Annotated in this window: 20 protein-coding genes; 9 read left to right on the forward strand and 11 right to left on the reverse strand. The window is 62.8% G+C overall.

What is annotated here, in order from left to right:
- Positions 1–38: 38 nt before the first annotated feature.
- A complete protein-coding gene (locus KHO30_RS25020) occupies positions 39–788 on the forward strand; it encodes an SDR family oxidoreductase (RefSeq protein ID WP_200652235.1) in 750 nt (249 codons plus the stop codon).
- A 62-nt stretch (positions 789–850) separates the two neighbouring features.
- A complete protein-coding gene (locus KHO30_RS25025) occupies positions 851–1609 on the forward strand; it encodes an SDR family oxidoreductase (protein WP_211702659.1) in 759 nt (252 codons plus the stop codon).
- A 144-nt stretch (positions 1610–1753) separates the two neighbouring features.
- Here KHO30_RS25025 and KHO30_RS25030 read toward each other — a convergent pair whose 3' ends face one another.
- Together KHO30_RS25030 and KHO30_RS25035 are read right to left on the reverse strand one after the other, a co-directional pair.
- Positions 1754–2671, reverse strand: coding sequence for an amidohydrolase family protein (locus KHO30_RS25030; RefSeq protein WP_211702660.1), 918 nt, complete (start codon positions 2669–2671; stop codon positions 1754–1756).
- Positions 2672–2748: 77 nt separating this feature from the next.
- Positions 2749–3201: a cupin domain-containing protein gene (locus KHO30_RS25035; protein WP_211702661.1), complete on the reverse strand. Its 453-nt coding sequence runs from the start codon at positions 3199–3201 to the stop codon at positions 2749–2751.
- 14 nt (positions 3202–3215) lie between these two features.
- Between KHO30_RS25035 and KHO30_RS25040 the strand changes: the two genes are divergently transcribed.
- Positions 3216–3446: a hypothetical protein gene (locus KHO30_RS25040; protein WP_211702662.1), complete on the forward strand. Its 231-nt coding sequence runs from the start codon at positions 3216–3218 to the stop codon at positions 3444–3446.
- 93 nt (positions 3447–3539) lie between these two features.
- Here KHO30_RS25040 and KHO30_RS25045 read toward each other — a convergent pair whose 3' ends face one another.
- Positions 3540–3749, reverse strand: a complete 210-nt coding sequence (locus KHO30_RS25045) for a DUF1059 domain-containing protein (RefSeq protein WP_093633095.1) — start codon at positions 3747–3749, stop codon at positions 3540–3542.
- A gap of 813 nt (positions 3750–4562) precedes the next feature.
- Here KHO30_RS25045 and KHO30_RS25050 point away from each other — a divergent pair.
- The 4 genes from KHO30_RS25050 (at position 4563) to KHO30_RS25065 (ending at position 7260) form a co-directional block, all read left to right on the forward strand.
- Positions 4563–5444 carry an NmrA family NAD(P)-binding protein gene (locus KHO30_RS25050; protein WP_093633093.1) on the forward strand — a complete coding sequence of 294 codons (882 nt, stop codon included), beginning with the start codon at positions 4563–4565 and terminating at the stop codon, positions 5442–5444.
- Between the two features lie 31 nt (positions 5445–5475).
- Positions 5476–5850 (forward strand): hypothetical protein, encoded by a 375-nt coding sequence (locus KHO30_RS25055; RefSeq protein WP_211702663.1) that lies wholly within the window; start codon positions 5476–5478, stop codon positions 5848–5850.
- 72 nt (positions 5851–5922) lie between these two features.
- A complete protein-coding gene (locus KHO30_RS25060; RefSeq protein ID WP_211702664.1) occupies positions 5923–6636 on the forward strand; it encodes an SDR family oxidoreductase in 714 nt (237 codons plus the stop codon).
- A 162-nt stretch (positions 6637–6798) separates the two neighbouring features.
- Positions 6799–7260 carry a MarR family winged helix-turn-helix transcriptional regulator gene (locus KHO30_RS25065; protein ID WP_200652231.1) on the forward strand — a complete coding sequence of 154 codons (462 nt, stop codon included), beginning with the start codon at positions 6799–6801 and terminating at the stop codon, positions 7258–7260.
- Between the two features lie 263 nt (positions 7261–7523).
- On the opposite strand, the gene KHO30_RS25070 is transcribed toward KHO30_RS25065, so the two are convergent.
- The 3 genes from KHO30_RS25070 to KHO30_RS25080 all read right to left on the reverse strand — a co-directional run bounded on the left by KHO30_RS25070 (position 7524) and on the right by KHO30_RS25080 (position 10909).
- Positions 7524–8798: an MFS transporter gene (locus KHO30_RS25070; RefSeq protein ID WP_093633089.1), complete on the reverse strand. Its 1275-nt coding sequence runs from the start codon at positions 8796–8798 to the stop codon at positions 7524–7526.
- Between the two features lie 196 nt (positions 8799–8994).
- On the reverse strand, positions 8995–9921 hold the full coding sequence (locus KHO30_RS25075) for a LysR family transcriptional regulator (protein ID WP_211702665.1): 927 nt from the start codon (positions 9919–9921) through the stop codon (positions 8995–8997).
- A gap of 13 nt (positions 9922–9934) precedes the next feature.
- Positions 9935–10909 carry a LysR family transcriptional regulator gene (locus KHO30_RS25080; protein ID WP_211702666.1) on the reverse strand — a complete coding sequence of 325 codons (975 nt, stop codon included), beginning with the start codon at positions 10907–10909 and terminating at the stop codon, positions 9935–9937.
- A gap of 181 nt (positions 10910–11090) precedes the next feature.
- Between KHO30_RS25080 and KHO30_RS25085 the strand changes: the two genes are divergently transcribed.
- A complete protein-coding gene (locus KHO30_RS25085) occupies positions 11091–11294 on the forward strand; it encodes a tautomerase family protein (RefSeq protein ID WP_093633086.1) in 204 nt (67 codons plus the stop codon).
- 29 nt (positions 11295–11323) lie between these two features.
- Positions 11324–12397 carry an NAD(P)H-dependent flavin oxidoreductase gene (locus KHO30_RS25090; RefSeq protein WP_211702667.1) on the forward strand — a complete coding sequence of 358 codons (1074 nt, stop codon included), beginning with the start codon at positions 11324–11326 and terminating at the stop codon, positions 12395–12397.
- Positions 12398–12438: 41 nt separating this feature from the next.
- Here the strand turns inward: KHO30_RS25090 and KHO30_RS25095 are convergent, their stop codons facing one another.
- The 5 genes from KHO30_RS25095 to KHO30_RS25115 form a co-directional block, all read right to left on the reverse strand.
- Positions 12439–14034: a TolC family protein gene (locus KHO30_RS25095; protein WP_211702668.1), complete on the reverse strand. Its 1596-nt coding sequence runs from the start codon at positions 14032–14034 to the stop codon at positions 12439–12441.
- Positions 14021–16165 (reverse strand): FUSC family protein, encoded by a 2145-nt coding sequence (locus KHO30_RS25100; RefSeq protein ID WP_211702669.1) that lies wholly within the window; start codon positions 16163–16165, stop codon positions 14021–14023. Before KHO30_RS25100 ends, KHO30_RS25095 begins: the two co-directional genes overlap by 14 nt.
- Entirely contained in the window at positions 16146–17195 is a 1050-nt protein-coding gene (gene mdtN, locus KHO30_RS25105; RefSeq protein WP_211702670.1) for a multidrug transporter subunit MdtN, read from the reverse strand. The genes KHO30_RS25100 and mdtN overlap by 20 nt, the downstream gene beginning before the upstream one ends.
- Entirely contained in the window at positions 17192–17512 is a 321-nt protein-coding gene (locus KHO30_RS25110) for a hypothetical protein (protein WP_244864129.1), read from the reverse strand. The genes mdtN and KHO30_RS25110 overlap by 4 nt, the downstream gene beginning before the upstream one ends.
- A gap of 127 nt (positions 17513–17639) precedes the next feature.
- On the reverse strand, positions 17640–20234 hold the full coding sequence (locus KHO30_RS25115) for a fused MFS/spermidine synthase (protein ID WP_211702671.1): 2595 nt from the start codon (positions 20232–20234) through the stop codon (positions 17640–17642).
- Positions 20235–20244: the final 10 nt, after the last annotated feature.

Genomic DNA, 20244 nt, shown 5'->3' on the forward strand with positions numbered 1-20244 from the left:
TCGTATGGGCACACACAGACCAACACACAGGAATTTCCATGAAAACCGTTCTGATCACCGGCTGCTCTTCCGGATTCGGCCTCGAGACCGCCCGCTTCTTTCTGGCACGCGACTGGCAGGTCATCGCCACGATGCGCACGCCGCGTGCCGACGTGCTGCCGCCTTCAGACCGCTTGCGCGTGCTGGCGCTCGACGTCACGAATCCAGAGAGCATTCGCGAGGCTGTCGAGGCGGCAGGCCCGATCGATGTTCTCGTCAACAACGCGGGCTTCGGTGCGGCTTCCCCGGGCGAACTCGTTCCACTCGCGACGGTGCGCGAGCTTTTCGAGACCAACACCATCGGCACGATCGCATTGACGCAAGCGGTGTTGCCGCAGTTTCGGCAACGCAAGGCGGGCGTTGTCGTGAACGTTACGTCGAGCGTGACGCTGAAGGCACTCCCCCTGATCGCCGCGTATCGCGCGAGCAAAGCGGCGGTGAACGCGTTCACCGAGTCGATTGCGCTGGAGCTCGAGCAGTTCGGCGTGCGGGCGCGCCTGGTGCTGCCGGGTCGGGCGCCCGAGACCCGCTTCGGAGACAACGCGCGTACCCGCATGCACGGCTTCGACCACGAAGCCTATGCCGATCTCGTCAAGAGCGTTCTTGCGAGGTTTACGGACACGTCGTCCCCGGTCACCCGGGCACAGGACGTCGCCGAAGCCGTATGGCGCGCGGCGACCGACCCGTCGTCCCCGATGCGCATCCCGGCCGGCGCTGACGCTGAAGCATGGGCTGCCGAGGCTCGCTGAACGACTGGCGCAACCGCTCTGAATTTCTGCGCGCTACTGCACACTACGACGAGGAGATTGCCATGCAGGACAAACCCGTCGCCCTGGTCACCGGGGCTAATCAAGGCATTGGTCTTCAGATTGCAAAGGATCTCGCGGGACACGGCTTCACTCTACTGGTCGGGTCGCGCGATCTCGAACGCGGCGAGGCAGCGGCCAGGGAGGTTGGGCCGGACGCCCACGCGCTCCAGCTCGACGTGACGGATCAGGCTTCGATCACAGCCGCAGCGGAGCGCGTGGGCAACGAGTTTGGCCGCCTCGACGTGCTTATCCAGAACGCGGCCATTTCGAATACGAAAAAGCTTCCCGGTCAGTCCGTCGAGGAGTACGCGAAGACGACCCGCCCGAGCAACGTGTCCATCGATGAAATGCGTGCGGTGTGGGACACCAACGTGTTCGGCGTTCTTGCCTTCTACCAGGCGATGCTGCCGCTTCTGCGCAAGACGCCGGGCGCACGCATCGTCAACGTGTCGAGCGGCGTTGGGTCGCTAGCGGCGAACTCGAACCCGGCCTTCCCCTACCGCTCGATCTTCGGCCCCGTCTACCCTGCGTCCAAAACGGCGCTCAACGCTTTGACGGTCGCCATGGCAATCGAGCTGGAGCCGGAGGGGATCAAGGTCAATGCCGTCTCGCCGGGCTTTACCAGGACGAACCTCAACGGATATGCGGGCACGGAAACTGTCGAGGAGGGCGCTCGTGAGGCGGTGCGCGTAGCACTGCTGGGCCCGGACAGCCCGACAGGAACGTTCACGCGGTGGGAAAACGAAACGATCCCGTGGTGATGTAGTCTCGTGCGCGTGATCGAAGGGATCGATGGATTGGGCCAGGCAAATGCAAATTGGCCGTTCGCTTGAACCATCGGTCACTTCGTCGCGTTTAGCAGACTTGCAGAGGAGCGCGCGGCCGACTAGGGCGAATCGCGTTGATCACGTTGGATTGAACCAGCGGTCAGCAACACCAAAGAATATCTCGTCTGTTTCGCTGGCTGAGAAGCCAGCGACCAATTGCGCAAATCTATCGTAAAGCTCAGCAAATCCCGTTGACAGCTTCGCAACAGGCATGTGGCTACCGAACATGCATCGCGATACGCCGAAGATGTCGATTGCGGTCAACACCCAGGGGGTTGCCTCACTAACGGACCACTGCATGCCAAAGATACATTCCAGCGCAGAGATGTCGACGCAAATGTTTTCACAACCGGCAAGCTGTACAAGATCCCGTTTCCACCGGTCAAAGCCGGTTTTGCTCAGGTCGAGCGGCCACCCCATCAATGCGATGGTGAAACCGATATTCGGATGATTTTGTATGGTGCGAGTCAAGTCGGGCATTTGATGGGCGAATATTTCGAGCCCACACTTGAAGTTGTACTTGCCCAATAAAGCCAGCGATTTGCTCCATGTTGAATCCGTCAGCAAATCTGGCCGTTTGGCGAATCGCTTCAAAGGGTTGTCATCGTCCCAAACAAGATGTTCCCGAACCGATGTGAGATTGGAAAGCGCACTGTATTGCTCCAGCTTGCGTTCCAACTCGGGATCGAGGAAGTCAACGAATGCGACTAGCGCATGACGTATCGCGCTTCGGGCTGCCGCCTGTTGCGCCCAAGCCGCCTCCTTGAAGGGGTCGGACGAAAGGAACTCGTGCCACACGACGGCCTCGACGTTATAACCATCGCTGTCGGCAAGATAGTCGTCCAGCAGGTAACGCCTGGGCAGCGCATCGTAATTGCCGACAAACGCCTCGTAGTTGGGGTCGACCTCATCCAGAAATGTGTGCCGGTTTCGTTTGTGATCGTAGAAGTGAAGGTGTGAATCGACGACTCTGGCGACGGGGCTGAATTTTTTCATGGCTAACGAAGGCGACCTCGCGCCGGCAGCACGGAAATATGGGCATCTACGGCAAGATGCATCGTCACTCAGCTCAATCAGAGCGATGAAGGCAGAACGCTCGACCAGTCAGGCAAGGCATCAAGATCCGGCCGCATTGTGACGCTTTCCTGTTCGTTGGGATCGGTTCGGGCGATTACCGCGACACAAGGCTCATCCGCGCTCGCGTTGTACGGAACATGCGGCATCCCTGCCGGGATGTAGAAGAAATCTCCGGCCCGAACCACCGCATGGCGCTCCAATCGTTCGCCATACCAGCATCCCGAGATGCCGCTCAGCTGATAGATGGCCGTCTCATGCTCCGCATGGAGATGGGCTTTGGCCCGGGCAGCCGGCGGAATTGTTGCCAGCTGAAGATGCACATGCTTCGATCCCACACTTTCAGCTGAGATACCTACCGCATAGGTCAGCCCTTGCTTCCCCTCGAACTGTGGGCCAGCGTGCACCAGTTGACAGGTGGGAGTGTCAGGCTTGTTTCCGCTGATGTTCATCGCTTCTCCAAACAATGAGCGCCGACGTCGGCGAAATGGCGTGCATACGACCGCAGATTACACCCGTTCATTGTTTGAAAACGGTCGTTCCTTATCGGCAGATGCCGGGCCAATTCCAGGCGTTCATCATCGGGAGAGCGGAGACGTTCGAACGGCTGACCGCTGAGCCTGGAAAAGGACAAAAAACCGGCATCCCAGTTTTGCCGGTCTGCTGTATGGAGTTGGCCAGGAAAAAGGACGAATGATGCTCAAGTTCCTCAAGCGCCTGTTCAGCAACAACAAGCGGAATCGGTTGGGACCGTCGCAGACAGACCGGGCACTCGAGACTCGGCGAACGTTCAAAGGTCGGGCGCCGCGTTCCATTTTGGTTTCATTTCTTTCCCCCACTTCTGCGGATCTTGTTTGTGCATCTTTTCCATTTCCTTCGCGACATCCGGATGCTTTTCCATGACGTGTTTCGTCATGACTTTTACCATTTCATCCCATGATTCAGCCGATAACTCCTGATCACATTGGCCGCCGAGCTCCTTGCACGTCATGGTTTTCATTTGGAATCTCCTTCTAACTTCTACCAGTAATATGGGCGCGAGATAACACTTACAGACACGCGACGGCACATGTCGCCAGAGCCGGCGACGCATGCTGGATGCGAGGTTCAAATTTCGCGCAATTACTGGACCTGCCGTCATGAATTTAGGGCAGGTGAACTGTGACGGAAGGCCAGACAGTGACCCGACGTCAGGTGCACCCAAACTCCGGTCATTCAGATCACGCAGCCGAAGGACCGCTCCGGGTCGACAGGAGAAATTCGAGCCGAGGCCGATCTGATGACTGACGGGGGCTGGCCGAACTTCCAGATCGGCCATTTTCAGTCGTTCGCTCGCGCCCGCGGATGGACACTCAAATGTCGGCTCCAGAGACAGTAGCGGCCCCTCACACATCTAGCTGATCAGTCGCATCTCGGCCTTTGTATTTTTATCGCTGACCTGCGCAAACGACAATTTGCGGTTTGGTTTTGGTACGGATCTACGCATCTGCGGGTAGTTCGGAATCTCGAGGCCCTTACTGATCTCAGCGCCCTCGTCACACCATAGGGAATCGCTTCGTCGATCCCAACGGTCGTAGATATTGAACATCTCGCCATTCAGATAAGCAGGGACGATATCGACACCTTCAGGCGCTTCGCATTGCGGGGCACCTACGCAGCAGCCCGTCGATGCGTCGCTAGCAATGCCGCCAGCCGAATCGAGCGTGGTGTCCCTCGGGCTGCGCAAGAACCAGAAAAACTTGACAGTGCGAGCACATGCTCCTATTCTTGCTTCAAGAGAGCATATGCTCTTACTTTCAAATGGAGCGAAGCGATGAACGAGGCTGAGATTCTTGTGAGCGGTGCGACCGGACGGACCGGAGGTATTGCCATTGACGAACTGCTCAAGATGGACAAACGCGTGCGGGCATATGTGCGCACAGATGACGATCGAGCGGCCGCCCTGAGGCAGCGCGGTGTCGATATCGCGGTCGGGGACTTCACCGACATCAACGACATTCGGGCAGCGATGGAAGGAATCCGATCGGCCTATTTCCTTCATCCAATCGCGCCCGGAATCATCGGGGCCGCGGCCTATTTCGCGCAGGCAGCAAAGGAAGCGGGCGTTACAGCGATCGTCAACATGTCGCAGATTTCCGCACGCCGGGAGTCGACGAGCCACGCAGCACAGGACCACTGGGTTTCCGAGCAGGTCTTTGATTGGTCAGGTGTCGCGACTACGCATTTGCGCCCCACCTTCTTTGCCGATTGGCTCGTCTATCCGCATTTTGCAAGGGAGATCTGGGCCACGAAGAAGATTGAATTTCCCTTTGGCAACGGCCGTCACGCGCCCATCGCCACCGATGATCAGGGACGCGTCATCGCCCATGTCCTCGCCAACCCCGAAGGCCACGAGGGCAAGACCTACACGCTCCACGGCCCCGTCGAGATGAACCATGTTGAGATCGCAGCCGCGATGAGCGAGGTTCTCGGTGCCCGGATCGAATACGCGCCGACTTCTATCGAGGAATTCCGAATCAAGATGGAAACCCTTTACAAGTTTCCGCCGTTCCTCACGCAGCATCTGGTCGAAGTCGCGCAGAACTACCGCGACGGCATCTTCTCAGGCACCAACGATGCCGTCGAGAAGATCACCGGAAAGCCACCGCTTTCGGTCCAGAATTTCGTCGCCAAAAATCGGGCCGCATTCGTGTGAACACGTCCTTAAAGCGAATCGAGGTTTGAAAATGTCACTCACCCAAGATGAACGTCACCCGTTTCTCGATGATCTGACGGCTGACGCGGAGCTGGTCAGCTCAGTGTTGCGCAGTCCCGTAATCGGGCGCGACGACATCCGCCTCGCCGTCGACGCCGTCGGAACCTTCTACGTCTCACAGACGCCCACGTTTCTTCATACCGTCGGCTCGCGGCTTTTTCTTGAATACGAGGCTGTTCTGACGAGCGGCGAGAAGTTGAGCGCGGCCGTTGTCGTCGATCGCAACTCCGACGGATCGGTGCCGCGTGTCAGTGTGCGGATGAGCCCGCTTGGCGCTGTACTGACTCTCGCCACCCATCTGCGGGAGGCGCTTTCGAAGCAGTTGCCGGAAAACATCTTTCTTTGAACCAAACACCCGCAGGCTAGTGGCGGGAGTTGACTCTCCCGCCGTATGCGGCTTTTGAAAGAGGAGCTTGTCATGGATATCAGGAACGCTACCGTCTTCATCACCGGTGCCAATCGTGGCTTGGGCCTGGCTTTTGCACGAGAGGCACGTCGGCGCGGCGCGGCGAAAGTATACGCAGGCATGCGCGACACGAGCGGTTTCGACGAGCCGGGCATTGTGCCGGTCAGGATCGATGTCACGGATACGGCGTCGATCGCCGAGGCCGCGAAACTGGCGGCGGATACGACTCTGCTGATCAACAACGCGGGCATTGCCGCTCTGATCGACGGGCCTTTGGCGGCCGACGTGGAAGCGCAATCCACCCGCATGTTCGATACCAACTACTACGGCGTAGTGCGCGTCACACAGGCCTTCGAGCAGATATTGGCGGCCCAGCCGCATGCTGCCATCATCAACGTGCTTTCCGACATCGTGTGGCTTCCGCGGCCCTATCTGACACCGTATGCCGCGTCGAAGGCCGCAGCCTGGAGTTACACAAACCAGCTTCGCTTTCACCTGCACGAGCGTGGCATCCAGGTTCTGGGCCTGCACGTCGGGTTCGTGGATACGGATCTGACCAACGGCATTGACGTGCCGAAAGCCAGTCCCGAGGACGTCGTGCGGCAGACCTACGACGCTCTCGCGGCCGGCAAGAGCGAGGTGATGGCCGACGAGGGGACAGCGGTGCTGAAGAGCACGCTTGCGGCCGAGATACCCGGCTACATCACACCGCCTGCAGGGCTTTGAACACCGAGATGACGCCGGTCGGTTTCAGCAGCGAGACATGAGGTGCGCAGTTCGCGGTACGCCAGCGCTGTCGCTCCCGGCTTTCATCGAAACATACCGCCGTACCTTCACGCGACGCGCGCGCAGCGTTCGCCCAATTAACCGAAATCAGGAGTGAAACAGATGTTGCCGGTCAACCAGCCGCTTGGAATCGATCAATGCAACTGCTTCGCCGTGAGGAAAGCGAGCAGGCAGATCTCCCGACTCTACGACAGCCATCTCGAGCCCGCGGGTCTGCGCATCACGCAATTCCTCACCCTGGCCGCCTTAAACGAGGTGGGAAGTACCCCGGTCAATGCCCTTGCCGAACGGCTCGATATCGAACGAACGGCGATGGGGAAAATGGTTGGCTTCCTGGAACGCGACGGCTTCGTCACGATCAAGCCCTCGCCCACTGATGGTCGAAGCCGCCTTGTCGAACTGACCGAAGAGGGACGGCGCCTGCACGAAAGGGCGGCCCCTCTCTGGCAGGAAGCGCAGCGGAAGTTCGAGCAACTGAACGGTGTAGACAATGTTACGGCGTTGCGGGAGGGGTTGAGAGGGGTGGTCGTCGGCGACGTGTCGATGCGTTCGTCGGAAGACTAAGCCTCCAGATGCATTGCGACAACAACATGATTCGTCAAACCAGTAATCATTCAAGGAAGGGCTATGAAAGGCAATTGCAGCTTTCGGTCACGGCGCCGCGTTACAGGGCGCGATTGTGGCGGCGAGCGATGCGTGGGCATTGCGCCGCTTGCCGCCCGGACACTCGCCGTTGCGGGAGGTTGAGCCCGCGTTGTAGTCCGGTGGCGCCCGTGTCCCGCTGCCGGCATTGTTTCTTTCGACGCGGAACAACACGCAGGAAGCCGTCACGCGTGCGTCGGCCGATTTCGCACAGCTTGACCGAGCACAGCACAGGCAATCAACAACGAACCCGTGACAAAGAACACAGCGTGCAGACCGAGATGGACGCCAATCACGCCACCGATCAGCGGCCCGACAACCTGACCGGCGAATTGCGCCGACTGCAGATACCCGAGCATCGTTCCTGACTGACTTTCCGTGGCCGTGTGCCGAACCAGTTTCGCGATCGACGGCAGCAGACCGGCCAGTGTCATCCCCATCAACCCGCGCAGGGCCGCCAGTTGCCACCAGTGCGTGACGAATGCTTGCGGCACCATCACGAGCCCGGTCAACACGAGGCAACCAATAATCACGTTCCAGCTGCCGATCCGATCCGCCAGTGCGCCAAGCCGCGCCGCGGTCAGCATGCTGCCGAACGCCGAGCACGCCATCACGATGCCGGCGGTGCGGGCCAGATGGTCGGTCGGCACGTTGAGGTGCGAGATATAGACGGTGATGATCGGCTCGATCGACATATTGGCGAGCAGCACCATCATCGCGGTAAGCAGCAGCGTGATCATCACGGTGCGGTTGGCGAGCTTCGGCGCCGCGGCGTGGGTCGAGGCGCGCGCTTTGGCGTCGGAGTCCGGGTGAAAATCTTCGCGTACGAACAGGATCGTCAGCAGAGCGGCAACTGCGATCATCGCGCCGCCGGCAAAGAACGTACTGCGAATGCTGATCACCGAAGGCAGCACACCGCCCACCAACGGACCCACGAGACTGCCCGCCAGCGAGCCGGTCGACAGGATGCCGAGCGCCCATCCCGCACGTTCGCGCGGCGCCTGGGTGCCGATCATCACAATCGACGCCGACGCATAGCCGCCGATCAATCCGGCCAGCAGCCGCAATATCACCAGTTCGGTCACGTTGTGCGCCATACCGATCAAGGACATCACGATCGCCATGCCGACCGCCGCCCTCACGAGCATTGGCTTGCGTCCGTAACGATCGGCCAGACGTCCCCAGAGCGGCGCCGTGACGGCCGTGCCGAGAAAGGTTGCACCGAACGCCACGCCCGACCACTGCACGATCGCAGCCTGCGAAGTCACGCCGAGTTGCTGCACGTACAGCGGTAGAAACGGCAGCAGCATGCTCAAACTAACCAGCGTGGTAAATGAGCCGAACACGCAAATGAACAGGTTGCGGCGCCAGTAGAGCGTGTTTCGTGCGGCGTAGCTGGTGGTGTTGTTTGTAAAGCCGATCCCGACCTCACCGGCCGCGGCGTTAGCTGGCTGATTCATAACGCCCCCCGTGATCCGGCGCGCAACCGCGCACTGGCGATGAGCACCACGTTCTGTTCTGAGTCCATTGCCTGCTCCATGCGTTTGGCGTTGCAGCCAGGTTTGGCCGCAGTTGTTACCCATGGCGAGCAGTTTACGAACAAACACGCAGCGAGAGAATCGCCGCCGCGCGGCAGCTATTCTTCCGCGCGGCGGTTCAATCCGCGTCGGTGATCGCTTTGAGCGTGCTGAAATGGGCGCGCAGACGCGGGACCGCGAAGTCGACGAAAGCCCGGACTTTAGGCACCGCGAGACGGCCTTGCGGCGTGAGCAGATGAACAGGAAGCGGCGCCTGCTCGTAGCCGGTCAGCACGATCTTCAATGAAGCGTCGCGAACCTGTTCGGCGACGTGATACGAAAAGAGCCGCGTGACGCCGTGCCCGTCGACGGCGGAGGCCACCGCGCCTTGTACGCTGTTGACGATCAGCCGTGGCGTGAAGTGCACCGTTTGCGGCGCGGCGGAATTGTTCGACGACGGAAAGCTCCACGAATCGACGCCGAAATGGGTCATCGAAATAATCCGGTGCTGGGCGAGATCGGCGGGTTCCTTGAGGCGCGGGTGTTTGGCGAGATAGCGCGGGGCGGCAACCACCACGCGGCGTACTTCGCCTACCGGCATCGCGATCAGCGTCGAATCGGCCAGGTGGGCAATGCGCAGCGCGACGTCGATCCCTTCGTCGATCAGGTTGGCGGGGCGGTCGAGCAGGTAGAGGCGCGCGGTGACCTCCGGATACTGGTCCACAAACTCGTCGAGTAACGGACGCAGAAAGTCCTGACCGGCGGCCACGGGCGCGGTCAGCGTCAGCGTGCCGCGCGGCGCCGCGCGTTCGCCGGCAATCATCAGATCGGCTTCTTCGAGGTCGGTGAGGATTCGTCGGCACGAGGCGGCGTAACGCTCGCCGGCTTCGCTCAGCTTGATCGTGCGCGTGGTGCGATGCAGTAGCGCCATGCCGACGTGCGCTTCGAGAAACGCGATGGCCCGGCTCACGGCGGCGGGCGAGCGGCCGAGGCGCCGGCCCGCCGCGGCAAGGCTGCCCTCGTCGAGGGCGCAGACGAACACCTTCATCGCATCGATTCGATCCATCGCCGGTCAGCCTTCAGGGGAGGGTCGAGGTGGCGTCGTCGTGCCGGGCGGAGCCGAGCGTCTCGACAAGAAAATCGACGAAGCGCCGCACCCGCAACGAGACATGGCGCTTGTGGGGGTACAACAGCACGAACGGCCGCGAGGCGCCGCCGAACGCGGGCAAAATTTCCACCAGACCGCCAGTCGCCAGGTCCCGCTCAACCACGAAACGATACGTCTGGAACAGTCCCGCGCCGCAGCGCGCCAACGTCACGCCACCGAGTACGTCGCCCGCGCTCGAATAACCGCCGTCCGTGAAATGCTCCTGCATGTGCTCCCCGTCTTTGAACAGCCAGGGAATTTTGCGGCCACTGCTCGGCAGGTCGAACTGGATGCAATCGTGGTGCGTGAGGTCGTCGACCGACCTGGGCATTCCGGCTCGCGACAGATAAGCGGGACTGGCCACCACGACCAGTTCCGCGTCCTCGAGCTTGCGGGCAATCAGATTTGATTCACCCGGCGCGCTGCCGCGAATCGCCAGATCGAAGCCTTCTTCGGCGAAATCGATGTTGCGATTGCTGATGTGGACGTCGACGTGCACTTGCGGATGTTGTTCGCGGAACGCCGGCAGGATGGGCAGCACGCGATAGTGCGCGTAGGGTGTCGGCATGCTGATGCGCAACACGCCGGCGGCGGCGGACTGCTGGCCGGTCGCTTCGCGCTCCGCGTCGAGGAGTTGTCCGAGCGCCTCGCGGCAACGCTCGTAGTATGTTCTACCCGCGTCGGTCAGCCGGATACGGCGCGTGGTTCTGACGAAGAGCCGCACCTCCAGGCGCTCCTCGAGCCGCGATACCGAGCGGCTCACCGCCGCAGGCGTGACGCCGGCCGCGGTGGCGGCGTCCGTAAAGCTCTCCAGTTCCGCGGCGAGACAGAACAGCTCGATACTGCCCAGCATCAAGTCGTCGAATTGACGCTTACTGGTTCGTTCGATGATCCGCGGGCTATTCATTACTTGGCGTATCAAATGAATTTGACATGGACGTATTTATCGACGCGAGTGGCATAAGTATAGTGAGTTACGTGGGAGCGGAACAGACATCGGGACGCCCCGCGGTGCCTGTGGATGGCGGACCGACTGCCGGCCGCTGGCAATCCCCTGTTGAACTTGGGCCAACTGAAAGGAGTGCATCATGCCGTACATCAAGATCGAGGTGACGCGCGAAGGTGTCACGCGTGAACAGAAGAACGAGTTGATCAAGGGCGCCACCGATCTTATGGTGCGCGTGTTGCACAAGGACCCTGCAGCCACTTTTGTCGTGATCGAGGAAGTCGATACGGACAATTGGGGCTGGGGCGGTGAATCGATCACAGACATCCGAGCACGGCAGCGCTGAGCGCGTTGCGATTTCAAGGGGCTGAGGACATGAAGGACTCTCCGAATCTGCTCGCCCGGTTGGGCGTCGCGTTGCCGATCATCCAGGCGCCGATGGCGGGCGTGGGTACGCCGGCGCTGGCGGCGGTGGTATCGAATGCGGGCGCACTGGGCTCGCTCGGTGTCGGTGCGATGAACGCGCAGAGCGCGCGGGCGGCGATCCACGAAATTCGTGCATTGAGCAGCAAGCCGTTCAACGTCAATGTGTTTACCCACGCGCCGGCCATTGCCGATCCCGTTCGGGAGGCACGTTGGCTCGAGTATCTGGCGCCGCACTTCGCGCGCTTCGGCGCGAAACCGCCCGAGGCGCTGCGTGAGATCTACACGAGTTTTGTCGAAGATGACGCGATGTTCGAGATGCTCCTCGACGAGCGTCCGGCGATGGTCAGCTTTCACTTCGGCTTGCCGTCGGCTGCGAAAATCGCGGCGTTGCGCGAAGCCGGAATCGTGCTGGTGGCGGGTGCCACGAACCTCGACGAAGCCGCTCAGATCCATGCGGCCGGACTGGACGGCATCGTCGCGCAGGGCGCCGAGGCGGGCGGTCACCGGGGCAATTTCGATCCTTCGGCACCGGACGAATTGCTCGGCACGATGGCGCTCGTGCGGCTGATTGTTCGCGAGATTCCGCTGCCTGTGATTGCGGCCGGCGGCATCATGGACGGTGCGGGCATCGCGGCTGCGTTGGCGCTGGGCGCACAGGCTGCGCAACTCGGCACTGCATTCGTGGCATCGCTCGAATCTGCTGCGGATGCTGCGTATCGTGCCGCATTGCTGAGTCCTGAGAGCCGCACGACGTTCATTAGCGCGATTTCCGGACGGGCGGCGCGCGGTATCGAGAACCGGTTCAGCGAGTTGGGCGATGCTCCAGCGCGCCCCGCGCTGCCTGACTATCCGATTGCGTATGACGCCGGCAAGGCCTTGCATGCGGCCGCGAAAGCGCAGGGAAGCGCTGAGTATGCGGCTCAATGGGCAGGACAAGCCGTGCGGCTTTCACGTGCGATGCCGGCGGCGGAACTGGTTGAGACGCTAGTTCGTGAGATCCGTGAAGCGCAAACGAATGGGTGATGCCGAGCGTTTAATCCGCAGTCGCGTCCACAGCCACTCGCTCACCAATTGTCCCGCATCGGAATTGAGTCAACCGAGCCAGTCGCCAGCGCAAGCGCCGCCGCTGCGGATAACGAACTGCTGTAACTATCGGCGTCCGCGTTCTTCGCTGCCAGCAATTGATTCTGCGCAAGCAGCGCGTCGGTGACCGAGCCGACGCCGTGCCGATAGGCATCGAACGCGGCGTCATACGTCGTTTGCGCGGCGGCAAGCAACTCTTTCGACGCAGCCTGTGCGGCGAGACTCGTCTGCAGCGTATTCTGCGCGGCGACGATTTGCCGAACCGCTTCCTCGCGGCTTCGGGTGAGACGGGTCGACGCGCTGTCGGCATCGTTGCGCGCTTGCGCGAGCACGGCCGATCTCAGGCCGCCGTCATACAGCGGAATCGTTACGCCGACGATCACGCTGCCGCCGTAACGACCGCCGCTCAGGTTCACCGTCGGCAGTTGCTGGCCGATGGCCGGCACCGCCGAAATCGATGAACTGCCGGTGTTGTACGCGCCATTCGCCGAGAGGAATACCTTCGGCATGAAGTCCGACTCGGCCGCTTTCACTTTCGCCAGATTGACCCGCTCGGCTGCATAGGCGCTCAACACGTCCGGGCGTCGAGCGATGGCGGACGACACGATCCGGTCGATCGAGTCGTTCGTGATCGCCGGGAGCGTGTGCGCCGGCATCTCGGCGATCCTGGGTTTCGACAGCGGAGAAATCCCCATCGCGGCGATCAGCGCGAGATAACTGTTGCTTTCGGCACCCTGCGCCTGGACGAGCGCGAGCCTGGCCTGCGCGCGATTCTGATTAGCCTGCGCGACTTCGATGACTGTGCCGACGCCGTGTTTGTAGCGCGACTGCGCGGCAGCGAGGATCGCTTCGGCGTTGTCGAGCCCTTGTTGTGTCGTGACGATGCGGGCGCGCGCGGCCTGATACATATAGAACGCGACGCTGACGTCGAAGATCACCTGTTGGTGAACCGCAGTGAAGGCGATGTTCGCCATCACCGAGGCCTGCGACGCAGCCTCGACGCGCGCGGCGCGTCCGCCGAAATCGAACAGCAGCCATTGCAACGCGACCACCGAAGTCATGCCGTGCCCTGTTGCGGTCGACGATGAATCGCCAAGTACGGACGTCTCCGAATTATGAAAGCCGGCGTATTGCCCCATCGCCGCGACCGACAGTTGCGGGAGGTATGCGCTCTTCGCGATGCCGGCCGCGAGCGCTACGTTGCGCGCGTCGTTCCAGGCGATGCGGGTTAGCGGATTCGCCGACTCCGCAAGGTCGATCAGTTCGGGTAGGTCGTATGCATGCGCCTGCTCGAGTGCCGGCGGAGGTGGCACGGCAGCGAGTGCGGGATTGGCGGGGAGCTGGTAGCTGTGTGCGGCAGTAGTCGACGCTGCGGAGTTAGCCGGTGCAGCGGAAGCAGCTGAAGCAGCCGAAGCAGCCGAAGCCGGCCCAGGCACGATGGCGCCCGCCGCATCCGTCTGCGGTTGCCACGGACGATCGGGACTATCCGGCGCCATGTCCAGCGATGACGTGGCGCATCCTGCCAAACCCGCTGCGGCCAGGATCGCCAGTGCGAATGGAGGGTTAAGCCGGCGCATGAGTCGCGAGTCCCTTCGCTGCATCGTCCGACGCAGCGTGTTCGAGTTGAGTGAGGCGTGCATCGCTAAGGCGTAGCAAAGCGCTGCGTGTGTCGTCGTTGGCTGCGGCTTCCGGTGAAGCCGCATTGGAGGCGACGGGTAAAGGTGTGACCTTGGTACCGGTTTCAGCCGCCGGCATCGGAAGCCCGTCCATGGCCCGCTTGATCCAGCCTTCAATCGCGGCATCGCCTGGTCGACGTTCCGCAAGCAGGAACATTGGCCCTTCCAGCGCATCGAGCTTAGCCAGCGCGCTGCGGCGTTCGGCGATCCACTGCGCTTCGGGGCGAACCCACGACGGCTCGTAATGCATCAGCGCGATGTCCTGTTCCAGCGCGCCGCATTGAGCCATGGCGCTCGCGGCCTGCGCCCGGCGCGTGACGGCATCCGGCAGTGCCGTCAGTCGTTCCCATTGCTGCCGCAGCGCGGCGAGCCCGGTGTCGATGCGCGCGGCCACGGTCACCGGCCACACGCGCGTGAAAACCAGATAGACGACCACGTTGCCAATCAGGATCCCGATCGTGCGATCTCGAGCGACCGTCAGATCGTAGCCAGGCGCCGCGCCCTGCAACACGCACATGAAGAACACCAGGGCGATCTGAAAGCCGGCGTACGCCATCCGTGGCGAACCGAACGCGATCCACGCCGACAGCCATGCACCGACCAGCACGAGCGTCATCAACCCGGCGACGGACGTCAGCACGGGCGTGACGAACACGATCGCCGCGATACCCAGGAGCGCGCCCACCAGACACCCGGCGATCCGCAGTGTCATCTTCTCGACGGTTTCAGCGGTGGTACCAAGCGACACCATGTAGACCGTGATGAAGCAGGTGTGAATACCGGGCCAGTTGATCTGCGAATAAAGCAGATAGCAGAACATGGCCGCCACGGTGGTTTTCAGCGCGTAGCGGACGTGTTCGGGATTGGTGAAGGCATCCGGCAGGAAGAACCCGCCGCCCTTGGCGGCGGGGGGCGGCGTGGGTTCGGCTTTAACTTGAGCTTGAGCTTGGGGTTGGGCTTCGGTTCGCGCGGCGGTTGCGACTTTGCCTTCGGCATCAGTTTGCGCCTGGGTTCGCGCATCGGTTTCAGTTTTGCCTGCGCCATCGACATCTGCCTGCGCCTCGACCACGGCGAAGCGCGTGATCGCATCGTGCAGATACTCGACGACGATCCGCGCGAGCGGCGTCAGTTCAGTCACGCTGGGCAGCTTGAGTTCGATGTCGACTGGATAGCCACCTGCCTCAAGCATCCGGGCCATGTTCTCCAGCGTCTCGGCAACAGGCGCGGCGAACGATGCCGGCAGCCGTACCGAAGAGTCGCGCACGGCGAGATCGGCCGCGACCAGAATCGCCAGCGTCGACGACACGGCTTGCCGAAGCGGCCCGACATCGTCACGCACCGACGACCCGTCGACGACCGAGAGCTTGAGCCACGTGCCGATTTCCGCGTCGCCCTCGCGCAGGCATGCGCTGAGTTCGTCGGCCGTCGCCTCGGGTTCGACCAGGCTCTGCGCCGCGAGCCGCAGACGCTTCGCGAGCGCGCGGCCGGCCAGCTTCCGCGGCGACGGCGCGATCAACAGGTTGACGCCGATCGAGATACCAACCGGAATCGCGACCATCAGCCAGACGTAGAGCAGGGCGCGCGTCGCCACTTCGCCGAACGGCACGCTGCCGAGTTCGTCGAGCGCAAAGCCGACGATCATCGCGAGGATCGCGCCCACCGGTCGCAGCTTGCTCGCCGAGGTGACGAACAGCAGACCGAACGATAGCCCCGTGATGCACGCAACTCGCCACATGGGATCGTCGAGCGCGAACATGGCTACCACCGTGACCAGGCCGATCATCAGCGTGACCAGCACCAGCAGCGCCGAGCTCAGTATCACGCTCAGCACCCGGTCGGGCCGGTTCAGGAAGAACACGACATAGGCGGAGATCGCCGCTTCCGGCGTGCCGTATGCGCTCGTCACGAACGCCGTCAGCGCGCAGATCAGCGCGATGCGCGTCGCCATCGCCGCGCGCCCGGGATAGGGCGCCAGCAGCTTCAGGATGTCGGCGGGGCCCGGTCGGGCAAGGTCACCGGCAGGCTGCGCCATGCCGGACCTCGACTATCGCGCTCGCACCGATCCGCACCAGCCGGGCGGCCGGCTCGTCGAGCCGCACACGCACGGGAAAGCGTTGGGCGACTCGCACCCAGTTGACGGACTGCTGCACGATCGGCAAGGTGCGCGGCAGATTGATACGGTCGGAATCGGCCACGCCCGCGCCGATGCCGACCACCTTGCCGTGGATCGCCTGGCTGCGGTCGATCATCGAATAGACGGTTGCACAATCGCCTGGCTCGATCCGAGCGAGCGCGCCTTCCCGGAAGTTGGCGACGGCGAACCATTCGTCCGCGTGGACGAGCGTGAAGATCGATTGATGCGGCGCGATCGTCTCGCCCGCCAGCACTGACAGCCCCGTGACGAAGCCGTTCTGCGGCGCGCGCACGACGGTGTCCTCGAGGCCGCGCTGCGCAAGCGCGAGGGCGGCCTCGCGTGCATGCACCGAGGCGATGGCGCCCGCTTCGTCGCCGATCGTCTGCGCGGTGGCCTGCTTCTGCTCCTGCGCCTGCTTCAGCGACAACGCCGCGTCACGCTGGGCGACCTGCGCCTGATCCAATTGCTGAACCGGGACATAGCCCTTCGCCACGAGCGGCGTGAGCCGCTCGACGGTGCGCGTTGCCAGTTCGTAGTTGTGTGCCGCTTTGCCGGTCTGGTCGCCGGCGATAACTGCCGTGGCGCGCTCGCCGACAATCGACCGGCGTCGCGTGTCGAGCGACGCGCGGGCCAGTTCGAGGTCGGCCTGCGCTTGCGCGACTGCGAGCCGATAAGGCACAGGATCGATCTCGAAGAGCACGTCGCCCTTTGCAACCCGCTGGTTTTCTTCCACCGGCAGCCTGATGATCCGGCCGCCGACTGGCGACGCGACGTGGACGACATCGGCATCGATCGTCGCGTCGTCCGTTGACGGAAACCGGGTGGTCCGGTCATAGCCGTACCAGGCCGCCGCGAGGCCGACTACGACGATGACGCCCGCGATCACGCGGCCCTTGACGGAGGCCTTCCGCTTGCCGGCGATTTTCATAGAAGTTGTCCCGTTCCCGAAAGCCAGCAGAGCACGGCGACCGTCAAACCGATGGCCAGGCAGACGGAGAGTTGAAGCGGAACGATCTGCGCCCACCCCGTGGACACGAAGATCCGATGGGCGACGAGCGCGCCGATGAGTCCGATCACCGCACTCAACAGCCAGAGCGGAAAGTAGGCGCCGAAGATTTCATACGACGGCGCACCGCGCAGCGTGCACCCCTGCAAGGACAGGCTAAGGGCAGCGACGGCCGAAAGATACCGCGTGCGGAGCACGATCGGGTCGCAGGCGCTTCTTTGATTTGGTTTGAACGGCATTGCGGCGTCGCGAGGTGAGTGAATACGTGGCGGAAGCAACCAAATTACCGGCACTTTACCAGCGCTGCAGTGTCGTTTCGATGTTTTCCGCTCTCGCACGCGTTTATCTGTTCCGGGCAGTGCCTGACTATCTACCGTCTCCAATGAGCCATCGGTAGTAAGCATTGTCCGGGTCCGAGCGGACAGCATTGCCAATGTCCTGTGCCCACGCATCCCGATCGCCTTTATAGGCATCCAGCCCGGCCAAATAGAAGCTCTGCAATGCACCGCGCGACTGCTCCATCTCAGCGCGGAACGCATCGTCGGCGCCCTGCAATGGCGGCGCGGTGTGAAGCGCGAGCAGGTGCGCCAGCGTCGTCGGAAATGCGTCGTGGCGAACCCACGTGGCGTACTCGATGCGCGGTTGGTCGTCCGTGACCGGCTGGGCGTCCGCGGCGTAGTACTCTAGGCCGGCGCGGTCGGTGATCCAGGTGGCGAGCAGCGCCGCCGGCGACGCAATGCCGACTTCGCGCAGCGCCGCGGCAACCTGCGGTTGCGCAAAGCGCGCCTCGATCCGCGGCACGTCCAGTTCGAGCGGCTGCATTGAGCCCACCAGCATCATCTCGTGCAACTCGGTGGTCCACAGCGCGGCGTGCGGAAACACCTGGATGAAGCTCTGGATCAGCGAGCGCGTGTCCTCTTCATTCTGTGTCGGCAACGGCAGCCATTGCGCAACGATGCCACCTTGCTGCAGACGCGACGCCGCCAGACGATAGAAATCCGACGAGTACAGATTGACCACACCCGCGGCCGACGGCGGCGGCGGTTCAAGCGTGATCAGGTCGTAGCGTTCGGCGTTGCGCAGCAGTTCGCGCCGTCCGTCGCGCATCCGGATGTCCATGCGGGCATCGGTGCTCATGCCGTAGTTGCCCTTGAACTGCGGCGCGGCGCGCACGACGGCCGGCAACAGTTCGGCGACCGCGCGGTGTTCAAGCCCAGGCCAGGTCAGCAGCGCGCCGCCGGTAATGCCGGTGCCGAGTCCGATCACCAGCGCCGTGCGCGGCGTCTCGCGATGAATGATCAAAGGCAGCAGCGCTTGCAGGCGCATATATCGCAGCGACGCCATCGTGTCGCCGGAGTTGGAGACGCCCTGGATATAGAGCCGCCGGAATTGTCGCTGGCCGGCGTTCTGTTCGACGACCGCCACCGTGCCACCCGCACTCTCTTCGTAGAAGGTCAGATTGCCGCCGCGCGATTCGGCGAGCAGCGTGGCGAGCCGGTCGGATGGCGTCGCGATCACGGTGACGAGCGTCAGCACGACGAGGACAGGCACGCTCCAGCGCGCGAACGGCCGCACCTCCGAGCCGCGCAGCACGGCGGCCAGACTCACTGCGCCCGCGAGAACGGCAAGCGCTGCGAGTGTATGAACGACGCCCAACTGCGGCACGAGCACGAAACCGGTCAACAGAGTGCCGGCGATCCCGCCTGCGGTATTGAGCGCCACCACGGCGCCGACGTCGCGCCCCGTGTGCCGGTTGTCCACGTTCAGACGCAACGCAAAAGGGAACGCTGCACCCAACAGCAGGGTAGGAACGAAGACGACGCACACGGCCGCCACGGCGAACCCTGCACACATGGCCGTTAGCAGACTGCCGGTGGCGCTGAGTGCGGCTTCTCGCGCGAGGCTTTGCCAGTGCAGCAGCCCGTTGCTCAGCACGGCGATCTCGAGCAGCGCGACCAGTCCGGCCGACACGATCAGCACGGCAAACGCGCCCCACGGATCGCGCGCCCGATCGGCGTAGCGCGACACCAGCGCGCTACCGAGCGCGAGGCCCAGCAGATAGGTTGCAAGCACCATGGCGAAGGCGAAACTGCGGGTGCTGATGAATTGCACGATCACCTGCGACCACACCACCTCGTAACCGAGCGCGACGCCGCCGGCAAGCGAGTAGAGCATGAGCGCGAGGCGAGCTTTTGAGTCCGGAGCGATGGCCGATGAAGACACCCCAACAACCGGCACCAAAGCTTGTTGCGTGCGTCCCACCAACGCAGCAACAAGCGCCGCGCCAGCATTCAGCGCGGCAGCGACAAACGCACAGCCCTGCACGCCGAGCGATGGAATCAGGACAAAACTCGCGGCCAGCGTGCCGGCAATCGCGCCGGCCGTATTAGCCGTATAGAGACGGGCACCGGAGCGCCCCATCTGAGCGGCGGCGGGGCACAGCGCGCGCATCAGCACCGGCAGCGTGCCGCCCATCAGGACGGCGGGCAAGCCGACCAGCACAAAGGGCAACGCCCAGGCAAGCGGTCCGATCCGATCTTGCAGCGAGGCGAACGGCGCCGCGGCATGCGGCAACATCCACGTGCTGGCGAGCGCCAGCACCAGCACACCGGCTTCGAGCAGCGCGTACAGACGCAAGGGCCGCGCGAGCCGGTCCGCGAGTCTGCCGAAGATCCAGCCGCCCACTGCAAGGCCCGCAAAAAAAGCACTGACACCGGTTGTGACCGCTAGCACCTCCACGCCGACCACAAGCGCGAGTTGCTTGATCCAAAGAACCTGATAAATCAGCGATGCCGCACCCGAGATAAACAGAAGCAGCACCGGCCAGGCGATCGGCAAGCTGGCGCTGGCGGCTTCTTTCTGCGGAGCGTGCAAGGGGGCATCGTCGCGACGCTGTGCGCGTTCATGTGCGCGGCGCTCACGGCGTGAGCTTTTGGCACGGTTGGCCAGCGTTTGGGTCATGGGATGAAGT

The organism is Paraburkholderia aspalathi, from assembly GCF_905220735.1.
In the GTDB taxonomy this organism is placed as follows: domain Bacteria; phylum Pseudomonadota; class Gammaproteobacteria; order Burkholderiales; family Burkholderiaceae; genus Paraburkholderia; species Paraburkholderia aspalathi.